At 65.7% G+C, this 12506-nt stretch carries 11 protein-coding genes and 1 riboswitch; of the genes, 5 read left to right on the plus strand and 6 right to left on the minus strand.

Annotation, left to right across the window (positions count from 1 at the left end):
• The first annotated feature begins 45 nt into the window (after window positions 1-45).
• Both DKT77_RS00485 and DKT77_RS00490 read left to right on the plus strand, forming a co-directional pair.
• Complete coding sequence (locus DKT77_RS00485; RefSeq protein ID WP_109809782.1) at window positions 46-474, plus strand: GlcG/HbpS family heme-binding protein; 429 nt, start codon at window positions 46-48, stop codon at window positions 472-474.
• Between the two features lie 62 nt (window positions 475-536).
• A riboswitch (FMN riboswitch) is annotated at window positions 537-670 on the plus strand.
• A gap of 76 nt (window positions 671-746) precedes the next feature.
• Window positions 747-1226 carry a 6,7-dimethyl-8-ribityllumazine synthase gene (locus DKT77_RS00490; RefSeq protein ID WP_109809783.1) on the plus strand — a complete coding sequence of 160 codons (480 nt, stop codon included), beginning with the start codon at window positions 747-749 and terminating at the stop codon, window positions 1224-1226.
• A 39-nt stretch (window positions 1227-1265) separates the two neighbouring features.
• On the opposite strand, the gene DKT77_RS00495 is transcribed toward DKT77_RS00490, so the two are convergent.
• The 5 genes from DKT77_RS00495 to ugpB form a co-directional block, all read right to left on the minus strand.
• Window positions 1266-2213, minus strand: coding sequence for a glycerophosphodiester phosphodiesterase family protein (locus tag DKT77_RS00495; protein WP_109809784.1), 948 nt, complete (start codon window positions 2211-2213; stop codon window positions 1266-1268).
• Window positions 2210-3262: an ABC transporter ATP-binding protein gene (locus DKT77_RS00500; protein WP_109809785.1), complete on the minus strand. Its 1053-nt coding sequence runs from the start codon at window positions 3260-3262 to the stop codon at window positions 2210-2212. Before DKT77_RS00500 ends, DKT77_RS00495 begins: the two co-directional genes overlap by 4 nt.
• Window positions 3263-3265: 3 nt before the next feature.
• Window positions 3266-4102: a sn-glycerol-3-phosphate ABC transporter permease UgpE gene (ugpE, locus tag DKT77_RS00505; protein ID WP_109809929.1), complete on the minus strand. Its 837-nt coding sequence runs from the start codon at window positions 4100-4102 to the stop codon at window positions 3266-3268.
• 20 nt (window positions 4103-4122) lie between these two features.
• Window positions 4123-5004, minus strand: a complete 882-nt coding sequence (gene ugpA / locus DKT77_RS00510; RefSeq protein ID WP_109809786.1) for a sn-glycerol-3-phosphate ABC transporter permease UgpA — start codon at window positions 5002-5004, stop codon at window positions 4123-4125.
• Window positions 5005-5065: 61 nt separating this feature from the next.
• Window positions 5066-6379: a sn-glycerol-3-phosphate ABC transporter substrate-binding protein UgpB gene (gene ugpB / locus DKT77_RS00515; protein WP_109809787.1), complete on the minus strand. Its 1314-nt coding sequence runs from the start codon at window positions 6377-6379 to the stop codon at window positions 5066-5068.
• 182 nt (window positions 6380-6561) lie between these two features.
• On the opposite strand from ugpB, the gene DKT77_RS00520 reads away from it, so the two are divergent.
• The 3 genes from DKT77_RS00520 (at window position 6562) to DKT77_RS00530 (ending at window position 10009) form a co-directional block, all read left to right on the plus strand.
• The gene (locus DKT77_RS00520) at window positions 6562-7482 is read left to right on the plus strand and encodes a LysR substrate-binding domain-containing protein (RefSeq protein ID WP_109809788.1); all 921 of its coding nucleotides are present in this window, start codon (window positions 6562-6564) and stop codon (window positions 7480-7482) included.
• A 63-nt stretch (window positions 7483-7545) separates the two neighbouring features.
• Entirely contained in the window at window positions 7546-9417 is a 1872-nt protein-coding gene (locus DKT77_RS00525) for a glycerophosphodiester phosphodiesterase family protein (RefSeq protein ID WP_109809789.1), read from the plus strand.
• A gap of 13 nt (window positions 9418-9430) precedes the next feature.
• The gene (locus tag DKT77_RS00530; protein ID WP_238547586.1) at window positions 9431-10009 is read left to right on the plus strand and encodes a hypothetical protein; all 579 of its coding nucleotides are present in this window, start codon (window positions 9431-9433) and stop codon (window positions 10007-10009) included.
• Between the two features lie 10 nt (window positions 10010-10019).
• Here the strand turns inward: DKT77_RS00530 and DKT77_RS00535 are convergent, their stop codons facing one another.
• Window positions 10020-12500, minus strand: a complete 2481-nt coding sequence (locus DKT77_RS00535) for a DUF6851 domain-containing protein (RefSeq protein ID WP_109809790.1) — start codon at window positions 12498-12500, stop codon at window positions 10020-10022.
• Between the last annotated feature and the right edge of the window lie 6 nt (window positions 12501-12506).

Genomic DNA, 12506 nt, shown 5'->3' on the forward strand with positions numbered 1-12506 from the left:
GCCGGACTGGCGCGGCCCCGCGACACGGGGAGGAGAGGACCGGACATGAACAGGATCACCCACGACGCGGCACGGCGCATCATCGCGCAGGCGCTGGAACAGGGCCGCGCCCTTGGCCTCAAGCCGCTGTCGGTCATCGTGCTGGACGCGGGCGGCCACCCGCTGGCCTTCGAACGCGAGGACGGCGCCAGCCCGGGTCGCTTCGCCATCGCGCAGGGCAAGGCCTATGGTGCGGTCATGCTGGGCATGGCCGGCACCGCGCAGATGCAGCGCGCCGAAGCGCAGGCCTATTTCATCACTTGCGCCAACGCGGCCTTCGGGGGGCAGATGATCCCGGTGCCGGGCGGTGTTCTGGTGCGCGACAGCGCGGGCGACGTTGTCGGCGCGGTCGGGGTGACCGGGGATACCTCGGAAAACGATGCCGCGGCGGCAGTCGCGGGGATCGAGGCTGCAGGCTTCACCGCCGAGATCTGACGCCGCTTTCCGCCGCCCGGTCCGATTTTCATTGAGCAAGCCGCGGTTCTTGCCTATTCGGGGGGCATTCTCAGGGCGGGGTGAAATTCCCCACCGGCGGTAATAGCCCGCGAGCGCCCTGCCGGTTCGGCAGGGGTCAGCAGATCCGGTGTAATTCCGGGGCCGACGGTCATAGTCCGGATGGAAGAGAATGGCGCGAGGCGCGGGCCCCGGTCCGTGTTCTGTGTCTAATTCGCTCTGGGATTCTGTCACGTGGTGAAAGGAACAGAGCGATGACAAAATCCCCGAAGATCGCCTTCATCAAGGCGCGCTGGCACGCCGCGATCGTGGACCGCGCCCATGAAGGCTTCGCGCAGCGGATGGCCGAACTGGACCCTGCGGCGGAGGTCACGGCCTTCGACGTGCCCGGTGCGTTCGAGATGCCGCTGCTGGCCCAGCGTCTGGCCCGGTCCGGAGCATATGACGTGATCGCCGCGGCGGCGCTGGTCGTTGATGGCGGGATCTACCGGCATGATTTCGTGGCGCAGGCTGTGGTGACCGGCCTGATGGACGTGCAACTTGCGACCGGTGTGCCGGTCCTGTCGGTGTCGCTGACACCGCATAATTATCAGCCAACGCCGGATCACGAAGCCTTCTTCGCCTCGCATTTCGTCGAGAAGGGGGCCGAGGCAGCCGAGGCCGCGGTCGCGGTCACCGCGCTTGGTTACGCCGCGCGGCCCGATGCTGCCGGACTGCGCAGCGTCGGCGTCTAGCAAAAGCCCGCGCGCCCCGATGCGGGGCGCGCGGCCGCATCATTCGAACCGCCAGCCAAGGCCCATGCCCGCTAGCACGTTCTGCGCACGGGCCGGAAGGTCGGTGATGATCCCGTCAACGCCCATACGTGCCACGCGCGCGATCTCGTCCGCGTCGTTCACGGTCCAGACATGCACCGCCAGCCCCAACGCTTGCGCGCGCTCGAGATCGGCCTGCGCAAGGTCGGTGACATGCGGGCACCAGACGTGAGCCCCGACCTGCGCCAGCGCATCGGGCATCCCGCCGTCCCGTGCCGCCGCTTCCAGCCCGTCGAGCCAGGGTGATCCGGGATACACTGTTGCCTCTGTGTCGGCACCGGGCCTGTCAAGCCGGGCGAGATAGCCGCGCAGGATGTCGGGCGCCTGCGCCTTGCAGGCGGACAGGACGCGCCAGTCGAAGGATTGCACCAGCACCCGGTCGGCCAGCCCATAGCGGTGCACCGGGTCGAGCACCGCGGCCAAGAGCTCGCCCGGCGGTGGCGTCAGGTCAGGTGCATTGGCGAAGGACTTGATCTCGATATCCAGAAACATCGCCGGTCGCGCCTGTGCCCATGCGCAGAATCGCTCCAGGCTTGGAATCTGGACGCCGCTCAGCCGGGCCTGTTCGGGGAACCGGGCGTGATAGGCGCTGCCCGTGCGGATCGCGCCGACATCGTATTCGCGCAGCGCCGCCCACGGCGTCTCGATCAGCTTGGGTCCCTGCCCGTCCAGCCAATCGCCCTTCCCGTCGCGGGTGGTATCGGCCAGCAGGTAAGGGTTGTGGGTCAGCACCGGCACCCCGCCTGCCGCGCACAGCACGTCGAATTCCACAGCCTGGATACCGATTGAGGCAAGGTAGTCGAAGCCCGGCATCGTGTTTTCCGGAAACGCGCCGCGCGCGCCCCGGTGGCCGTGGAGCAGCACCCGGTCGTCGCGCCGGCGCAGGCGGTTCAGTGTGTGCGCGTTCATGTCAGCCGAAGACCGCTTGCGGGATCGAACAGGTGAAGGTGCCCCGGTTGCACCGAAAGGCGCAGCGTCTCGCCCCCCGCATCCAGCCTGCGCACGCCAGGCAGGCTGGCGGTGAACCCGATGCCGGTCGGGCCCAGCGTTCCATGCAGCAGTGTGTTCGCGCCCAATGGTTCGGCAAGATGTGCCCGCAGTTCCAACGGTCCGTCCGGGTCGAGCGCGACATGTTCCGGGCGGATACCGAGACTCACCGGTCCTGTCCGCGCCGCAGCGTCCCCAATGAACGCCTCCCCGACGCTGATCCGGCCATCCCGCGCCTGCGCGTCGAGCAGGTTCATCGACGGGCTGCCGATGAACTGCGCCGCGAACAGCGTGCGCGGACGTTCGTAGACATCGAGCGGGGTTCCTATCTGCTCGGCCCGGCCATCGTTCATCACAATCATCCGGTCGGCCATCGTCATCGCCTCGACCTGGTCGTGGGTGACGTAAAGCGCGGTCACACCCATCTGCGACTGCAACTGCCGGATCTCCAGCCGCATCTGCACCCGCAGCTTGGCGTCGAGGTTCGACAGCGGTTCGTCGAACAGGAACACCGATGGCGCGCGCACGATGGCCCGGCCCATCGCCACCCGCTGGCGCTGCCCGCCTGACAATTCGCGCGGTTTGCGGTCGAGATAGTCGGTCAGTTGCAGAAGCGCGGCTGCCTCACGTACCTTGCGGTCGATCTCGTGCTTCGGTAGGCGTGCGATCTTCAGCCCGTAGCCCATGTTCTGCGCCACGCTCATATGCGGGTAAAGCGCGTAGTTCTGGAATACCATCGCGATGTCGCGGTCCATGGGTTCCAGCGCGTTGACGACCCGGTCGCCGATCCGCACCTCGCCGCCGCTTATGGTCTCGAGTCCCGCGACCATGCGCAGAAGAGTGGACTTGCCGCAGCCGGACGGGCCGACGATGACCACGAACTCGCCATCGGCGATGTCGATGCTGACGCCGTGGATCACGTCGGTCTTGCCGAAACGCTTCCGGATATCGCTGAGTTGCACGGTGGCCATGACTTATTTCTCGCTGTCTACAAGGCCGCGCACGAACAGCCGCTGCATGGAGATCACGACGAACACCGGTGGGATCATCGCCAGGATCGAAGTCGCCATGATGACAGGCCAGTCCGCCACGTCGTCGCCCGAGGGGAACATCTGGCGGATACCCATCACGATCGTGTTCATTTCGGGGTCTGTGGTGATGAGAAGCGGCCAGAGATACTGGTTCCAGCCGTAGATGAACAGGATCACGAACAACGCCGCGATGTTGGTGCGGCTCATCGGCAGCAGGATGTCGAGGAAGAAGCGCATCGGGCGCGCCCCGTCCACGCGGGCGGCCTCGGCCAACTCGTCTGGCACGGTCAGGAAGAATTGACGAAACAGGAAGGTCGCCGTGGCTGACGCGATCAGCGGGAAGATCAGCCCCGAATAGCTGTTCAGCATACCGAAGCCCGCGACCACCTCGTAGGTCGGCACGATACGGACTTCCACTGGCAGCATTAGCGTCAGGAATATAAGCCAGAAGAATAGCGTGCGACCGGGAAAGCGGAAATAGACGATGGCGAAGGCCGACAGCAGCGAGATGACGATCTTGCCAAGCGCGATCCCCATAGCCATCACGAAGCTATTTAGCAGCATCGTGGCGACGGGCACGTTCACTCCCGACAGCAGCGCGGCGCGGTAGTTGGCAAGGAACTGGTCACCGGGCCAGAGCGGCATCGGCGGGCGCACGATTTCGGGCTGAGTGACGGTGGAAGCGACGAAGGCCAGCCAGATCGGAAAGAAGATTACCAGCACCCCGGCGATCATCCCCAGATGGGTGAGCCACAGCCCTGCCCCACGCCGTTCGACCATGCCAGTGCGTTCGCGCGCCATCAGTAGTGCACCCGCTTCTCGATATACTTGAACTGCACCACGGTCAGCGCGCCGACCACGACCAGCAGGATCACCGACTGCGCCGCAGACGACCCGAGGTCCTGCCCGACGAATCCGTCCGCGAAGACTTTGTAGACCAGGATTGTCGTCGATTGCTGCGGCCCGCCGCTGGTGATGGTGTGGATCACCCCGAAGGTTTCGAAGAAGGCATAGACAACATTCACCACCAGCAGAAAGAATGTGACGGGCGACAGCAACGGCAGCACGATGGTGAAGAAGCGCCGCCAGAAACGCGCGCCGTCGATCGCGGCGGCCTCGATCACGGACCGGGGCACCGCCTGCAGGGCGGCGAAGAAGAACAGGAAATTGTAGCTGATCCGCCCCCAGGCGGAGGCGACGACGACAAGGCCCATCGCCTCGCCGCCGTTCAGGACGTGGTTCCAGTCATAGCCGAGTTGTCCGAGGTACCAGGAAATCACGCCGACGCGGGTGTTGAACATGAACATCCACAACACGCCCGCGACGGCCGGAGCGATGGCATAGGGCCAGATCAGCAGCGTGCGGTAAACCCCGGCTCCCTTCAGCAGCCGGTCGGCCATCACCGCAAGGAACAATGCGGGCACCATCGAGACAAGCGTCACAAGTGTCGAAAAGACTGCCGTCGTCACGAAGGATTGCCGATAGAACGGATCGGATAGAAGATATTCAAAATTGCCCAGCCCGACATACTGCATTGACAGGCCGAACGGGTCGGGGATGAACAGCGACTGCCAGATCGCCTGCCCCGCAGGGTAGAAGAAGAACACGGCCGAAATGGCGACCTGCGGTGCGATCAGCAGCAGCGGCAGCAGCCAGCCCTTGAATGTGACGCGTTTTTCCATCGGTGCTCCGGCGCGGGGGACCGGGCGGGGGCAGTGCCCCGCCCGGTGGCGTCAGTTGGGACTAGCGGTTGGCCTGCTCGAAGCGGCGCAGCAACTGGTCGCCACGCTGCACGGCGCTGTCGAGTGCCGTCTGCGCGTCCTTGTCGCCGGCCCAGACCGCTTCCAGTTCCTCGTCGATGATGCCGCGGATCTGGTCAAATGATCCAAGGCGCAGGCCCTTGGAATTGCCCGTGGGCTCGTTTGTGGTCATCTGGATGACGGCCACGTCGGTGCCCGGGTTCTCGTCGTAGAACCCGGCTTCTCGGGTCGCCTCTCCCGCTTCCGTGGTGATCGGCAGGTAACCGGTGTCCTGATGCCACTTGGCCTGGATCGGGGTGGAGGACAGGAACGACAGAAACTCGGCCACGCCCTGGTAGTCGGCCGTGTCCTTGCCTTCCATCACCCAGAGCGATGCGCCGCCGATGATCGTGTTCTGCGGAGCGCCTTCGACGCCCGACCAGTAGGGCAGTGGGCGCACATCGAAGTCGAACTGTGCTTCGGCCTTGATACCGGCATACCCGGCCGAGCTTTCGGTGAACAGCGCACATTCGCCCGCGCGAAAGTTTGCCCCGCCCTCGTTGCGGCGCCCGGCATAGATGAACTTTCCGTCCTGCGCCCACTGGCCCATCGCGCCCACATGCGCGACCTGCACAGGGCCGTTGAAAGCCAGTTCGGTGCCGAGTCCGCCGAAGCCGTTGTCCAGCGTGGCGAACGGCACGTCGTGATAGGCGGACAGGTTCTCAAGGTGGATCCAGCTTTGCCATGCTGTGGTCAGCGGGCAGGTGCTACCGGCCTCCTTCAGCGTGTCGAGGACAGTGCCGACCTGTTCCCAGGTGGACAGGTCCGTGTCGGGGTCGATGCCCGCAGCCGCCAGCGCGTCGCGGTTCACCCACAGCACCGGCGTGGACGAATTGAACGGCAGCGACAGCATCTGCCCGTCCTCGGTAGTGTAGTAGCCCTTCACCGCGCCGATATAAGCGTCCGGGTCGAACGGCGCATCGTTCTCGGCCATCACCTCGTAGACCGGCTTCACCGCGCCTTCGGCGGCCATCATCGTGGCCGTACCGACTTCGAATACCATCAGGATATGCGGCTGTTCGCCGGCGCGGAAGGCCGCGATACCGGCGTTGAGCGTTTCGGAATAGTTGCCCTTGTGCGATGCCACGACCGTGTAGTCGGACTGGCTTGCATTGAAAGTTTCTACCTGTTCGGCGACCAGTTCGCCAAGACGGCCAGTGAACGCGTGCCAGAACTGGATCTCGGTCTGCGCCATTGCGGCGAAGGGTGCGGCGATGGCGGACCCGGCAAGCAAAGCGCCGATTGCGGATAGCTTCATTGTCTTTCCTCCCTGAGAGGCAGCAAATTTAGGTTTCCCCAGAACGCCACGTTGCCCGTGTGCCCTGCGCTGCCCGTACTATCGCTACTCTATGACATGTATAAGACAACCCTATTTTTTCTTGCCACATCATAACATAGTGTTATGGTTCCGCAAAATCCTCGACGGGAAAAGGAGTTGCGATGCGCCCCTCGCTGCGGCTGCGCCAGCTTGAGGCGCTTAAAGCGGTTTCAGATCACGGTTCCATGACACGAGCGGCCCAGGAACTGGGGATTTCCCAGCCGGCCGTGAGTCGCCTTTTGGCCGACCTTTCCACCGGGCTTGGCTTCGACCTTTTCGACCGTCGGCAAGGCCGCCTCGCCCTGACCCAGGAGGCGCGGGTGATGATGCCCGACATCAACCGCCTTCTCGAGATGATGACCCATATCTCGGATCTCGGACGCAACCTGACCGAACGCAAGGCGGGCCATCTGCGCATCGCGTGTCTGCCTGGCTTCGCCACGAGCCACTTGCCCGGCGTGCTGGCGCGGTTTCTGGCGGACCGTCCAGGGGTGACCGCGACGCTTGAACCGGACCGCCCGGAACGCATCCTCGAATGGATCATCGGAGAACAGTACGATTGCGGTATTACCGACGGATTCGACGGGCACCCGGCTGTGGACAGCGAAACGGTGGCGATCCGGTCGGTCTGCATCCTGCCGGCCGGTCACCGCCTGCTGGCGCGCGACCGGATCAGCCCGGCGGACCTGCACGAGGTACCGCTGATCCATACAAGGCGCGACAGCACCTTCTTTCGCGAACTGTCGGAAGCCTTCGCTGCCGAAGGCGCGGCGATGACGCCGATCGTGGAAACCCGCCAGTTCACGGCGGCATGCGAGATGGTGGCGGCGCGCGTCGGTGTGTCGGTGGTTAGTGAGCTTGACGCGGCGGGGTATGGCGGCGCGGGGCTGGACTACCGTCCCTTCGTGCCCGGGGTGCCGCACCGGTTGGCGCTGGTGCGGCCGGTTCACAAGCGCCCATCCATGGTGACGCTCGAATTCATGGACATGTTCCGCGAATCCCTGCGCCCGTTCGAAGTCTTGCCGGTGCAAACGCAGGCCTGATGCGCCGGTTTACATGCGCCGCCGCAGACGCATGATGGTGGCACGAAGCCGAAGGGGATGCCGATGACGATCCTTGCCGACCTGCGCACAGGGCTGCACACCGCTGCCGGGAACCTGCGGGCCTTTTTCGTGGTGCATCTTGCGATCAGGCTGATCGTGATGGCACTGATCGCGCCGCTTGGTTCGATGCTGCTGGCGGCGGCGATCGCGACCTCGGACCAGAGCGCGCTGACCGACCAGGACATTGCCCGATTCCTGCTGACGCCCTGGGGTTTCGCGGCGGCATTGGCCGTGATCAGCCTTACGATCTGCGCCGCAGTGCTTGACCTTTCGGTGATGACGGCGATCCTGCGCCACCGGGCGCGGGGCGGCGCGCGGGCCGGGGCACGGCGCGCGCTGAACATCGGGTTGCACATGGTGTTGGCCCGGGCGGGGGCGCTGCTGCATTTCGCGGCGCTGCTGGTGCTGCGGATCGCGCTGATCGTGGCGCCCTTCGCACTGGCGGCGGGCGCCATCGCCGCCGTGACCCTGCGCGCCTATGACATCAACTATTACCTGACCTACATGCCGCCGGGCTTTGTCGCCGCGGCGGCTGTCGGCGCGCTGCTGGCGCTGGGGTTGGCGCTGGTTCTGCTGCGGCGGTTGTCGGGCTGGGCGATCGCATTGCATTTCCTGCTGTTCCGGGGGGCCGCTCCGCGCGAGGCCTTCGCCCAAAGCACTCGGCGGCTGGCCGGTCATCGCCGGGCCGTGCTGCTGCGCATTGGCGCCTGGGCAGGGGTGCGAATGGCCATCGCCGCCGGTGTCAGTGCGCTGGCCGGTGCGCTTTTGTCGGCGGTGCCTGGCCTGTTCGGCGCGCACCTTGCGACGGCGGCGGCGGCAAGCCTTGCGATCCTGGTCGTGTGGGGTTTGGTCGGCGCGCTCGTCTCGGCGCTGGCGAACGCGACGCTGGCGGACATGCTGGACCGGCTGTTCGTACGCGTGACGCCCGAAGTCCCTCGTGCGCCCCTGCCCGAGGCTTGGCGCCGTACCGCGGGCGCGCTTCCGATGGCCGCGCTGGCGCTGGCGGCGCTGGCGGCCATCGGGATAGGCGCGTTCCATGCCGATGCGCTGCTGTCCACCGTGCGCGATACGCGGGAGGTTGCCGTGATCGCCCATCGCGGCGCTGCCGCCACCCGGCCCGAGAACACGCTTGCCGCGGTGGAAAAGGCGCTGGAGGACCGCGCCGACTGGGTCGAGATCGACGTACAGGAAAGCGCGGACGGCGAGGTGATCGTGGCCCATGACAGCGACTTCATGAAGCTGGGGGGGGATCCGACCAAGGTCTGGAACGTGACCATGCCGCAACTGTCGGGCATCGACATCGGCAGTTGGTTCGACCCGTCTTACGCGGACCAGCGCACGCCCACCTTGCGGCAGGTGCTGGACACCGCCAAGGGCCGCGGCAAGGTGATGATCGAGCTTAAGTATTACGGCCATGACGTGCGGCTTGAGGAGCGCGTGGCCGAAATCGTCGAAGCCGCCGGCATGGCGCAGGACGTGGCGGTGATGTCGCTGAAGTATTCTGGCGTGCGGAAGATGCGCGCGCTGCGTCCCGATTGGCGCTACGGTGTGCTGGCGGCCACCTCCATCGGGAACCTGTCTGGCCTCGAGGCGGATTACCTTGCTCTCAATACCGGACAGATTTCGATGCGGACGCTCCGCCGCGCCCATGCGCAGGGCAAGCAGGTCTATGCTTGGACGGTGGATGACCCGGTGACGATGTCGCGAATGATCTCCATGGGGATCGACGGGCTGATCACGAACCGCCCCGATCTCGCCCGCGAGGTGATGGCGGCGCGGGCCGCGCTGTCCGTGCCCGAACGGTTGATCCTTTGGGTGACCGACAGGTTCCGCATCGGTCGGTTCGACCTGCAGGTGAACGGGGTCGATGCCTGAGCGGCCGGAGTGTTTGGGCCGCCCGCGACCGCCGGGTCGGCGTGTTGCGGCGCTGCTGCTGGCGCTGGCCGGGGGTCTGACGGGGGCCACTGCTGCGGCGCAGACCCCCGGCCCGGTCCCCGAAAGCCTGCAGCGCGTGCTGGAACTGCCCGGGCAGCGCGGCCTGATGCGGGTCATCGACGCCATGCGCGGCGTGCCCGGCCCGTTCACGACGGACGGGTGCAGCGGTGGGCTATCGGCGGGCTGGGCTCTGTTGTCGGATGTCGTGCCCGGCTTCACCGATGCCTATGCCCACCGTCCCCCGTGGGAGACGTGCTGCATCGCCCATGACCGGGCTTATCACGTGGCTGGCGGTGCGCGAGAGGCCGAGCAGGGTTATGCCGCGCGGCTTGCCGCGGACATGGCGTTGCGGGCTTGTGTTGCGGCGACGCCTGCCACGGAAGGCGCGGGCAGTCCCTCCGGGACCGCGCCGCCATATGCCGATCTTGCCGACGCGATGTTCGGCGCGGTGCGGCTGGGCGGTGGGCCGTGCAGCGGGCTGCCTTGGCGCTGGGGCTACGGGTTTGCGCCCTGTATTCCCGAGTTGCCCTGATCCGCGCCGGTCAGGCGATGAACATGAAATCGTCGGTGTAGAACGGGCGGTCAGCATCCTGCGCGGTACCGTCCAGGAACATCTGCGCAAGATCGTAGGCATCCGCGCCGACCTGTCTGCCGAGCGCGCGCCCGTTCATGTCACCGTCGTTGAAATGAATCCCGCCGTAGAGCCGCGACAGCCCTGCCTCGTCCGCCGCGTCCGAAAACGTGTCCCAGGACAGGGTCGTTTCGGCGAAGGGCACGCCGGGTTCGAACTGGATCGAGTCCGGGGCGAAGGTAACGAACCCCCCGAAATCGTCCGACCCGGTGAAGCGCAGCAGGACCTCTGCCCCGGCCGCACTGAACCCGCTATGACCCGAGGTGTATTCCGAGAAGGGCGGCGATGCGTCACCGTTGGGTCGCTGAAAGGTTACGAAATTCTCGGCCAGGATCGTTCGGGTGCCGCGTCCCGCGCCCGTCTCGTCCAGCCCGCCCCACGCCTCGATCACGTAACCTTCTTCGCCGGTGACCTCATCGGTGCCCCATTCGCCGATCAGGCCAAGCTCGCCCAGATCGCGGATCGCGCGGACCGGGCGGGCATAGTCATATTCGACCTTGGCATGCCAGGTTGCGATGCCGGCATCAAAAACCGCGTTGCCCATCGCCAGAAACATCGCCGCGTCCTCGTCCAGCGTATGCCCGTCGCGGGCCGACACGAACTGCGCGAAGGTCATGAACGTGCCCGGCGGGAAGGCGGTCTGGCCCGCGTCTTCCCAGAATTCGGCAATGATTTTCTGCTCGTCTGTCAGGGCTGCCGAGATATCCACCACTTGCATCGCCTGGTCGATGAATCCCTGGTTGATGACTGTGCCGATCAGGTCCTTGGAAACGGGGATCACGTCACCGGCCATGTAGTCGGTCCCGTCCAGCGATAGGGCCGCAGACAGCGTGATGGTCTGCGCCCCGAAGTCGAGCTGAGAGCCCGCGAAGGCGTCGGTGAAGAAGTCCTTGGGCGGCGGCGGCAGGGTCGCGCTGAAATCGGTGTCGCCCGCCGCGTCCTCCAGCAGCGCGAAGCCCTCGACGTCCTCCCATTGCGGGGTCAGGAAGGATTGCAACGGCAGAACCCCCTCCGGGTCGATGGGCACGCTCTCCGGGGTCCATGCTGTGATGTCGTTGATCTGGTCGGGTCCGGGGTTCGTGGGCGTGAAGCTGCCCGCATAGCCGCCCGACTGGTTCGCGCCGTCGTTGATCCGCAGGCCCAGAATATCCTCGGCGGCGTCGATGCCGATCGCCGCCTCGACGCTGCCGTCGTCGGTCAATTCATAGCCAAGCCGGTCCTGCATCACGGTTTCCAGCAGTGCCTCGTGGCCCGGCAGCAGGTTGGAAAGCACCGTGTAAGCGGCATAGCTCATCGCTTTCGCCTTGTTGGCTTCCGTTGCAACGGCAAGCGCAAAAAGCCCGTCATTGTCCCCTTCAAGGTCGAAGGACACGCGCACTGCCACGTCGTCATAGCTGGCCCAGGCATCGTAGATCGCCGTGTGCACCATTGCGTAGGCGCGGGATGCGACGGTGGGTCCGTTTGGGCCGACATTCTCGATGATCATCTGCTGCACGGTTCGGTCCCAGATCACGCTGACCGTGGGATCGGTGTCGTTGACTGTAACCGTCTGCGTGCCGCCACCCACGCGGATAACAGGTACCTCCGGATCGGCATAGATCGCCGCAAGTTCATCAATGCTGAGGTCCGCGTCGGCGAAGCTCACGTTCTCGAACCCCTTTGCGGTGAACACCTCGCCCGAGAACCGCCCCGTAAAGCTGACCTCATGCCCACTGATGGCGATGTCGTAGCTGCCCAGGTGCCCGGTCAGAACCAGCGTGTCGGTTCCGGTGCCACCGAAGGCCGCGCCCGCGCTGCCATCGGTGGTCAGCCGGTCGTCGCCGCCGCCGAGCCGGACAAGACCCGCGCCTGCCTCCAGAGTAACGTCGTCGTCGCCCGACCCTGCATCCACCGTTGCGACATGCGCCTGCGCCAGTAGCATGTCGTCGCCCGAGCCCAGCCGGATTTTCCCGCCGCCGCCGTCCAAGGTGACGGTGTCATCACCCGACCCCGCGTTCAGATCTTCGACAGTCCCGGCCGCGTCCAGCCGGTCGTCGCCCGACCCGAGCGAGACCCGCCTGGCCCCGTCCTGAAGAGTGATATCGTCGTCGCCCGACCCGGCGCGCAACTGGTCGACCCGCCCTTCGGCCAAAAGCGTGTCGTCACCGCGCCCAAGATCAACCCATCGTGCGCCTTGCATCATCGTTGCGGTGTCGTCGCCGTTTCCGGCGCGAAGGCTCTTCAGCGCGCCAAGCGCCGTCACCGTGTCGTTGCCGTCGCGCAGCAGTGACGAGATTACTCCAGTGCCCAACGTGACGGTGTCATCGCCTTTCGTGCCGAAATGCAGACGATCGTTGACCACCTGTGGTGCGAAAAAGCCCGGCGTGGCAGCGGGAGTGCGGTCTCGTCTCATCGAAAA

Origin of the sequence: Meridianimarinicoccus roseus (genome assembly GCF_003172915.1) — a bacterium.
GTDB classification, from domain to species: domain Bacteria; phylum Pseudomonadota; class Alphaproteobacteria; order Rhodobacterales; family Rhodobacteraceae; genus Meridianimarinicoccus; species Meridianimarinicoccus roseus.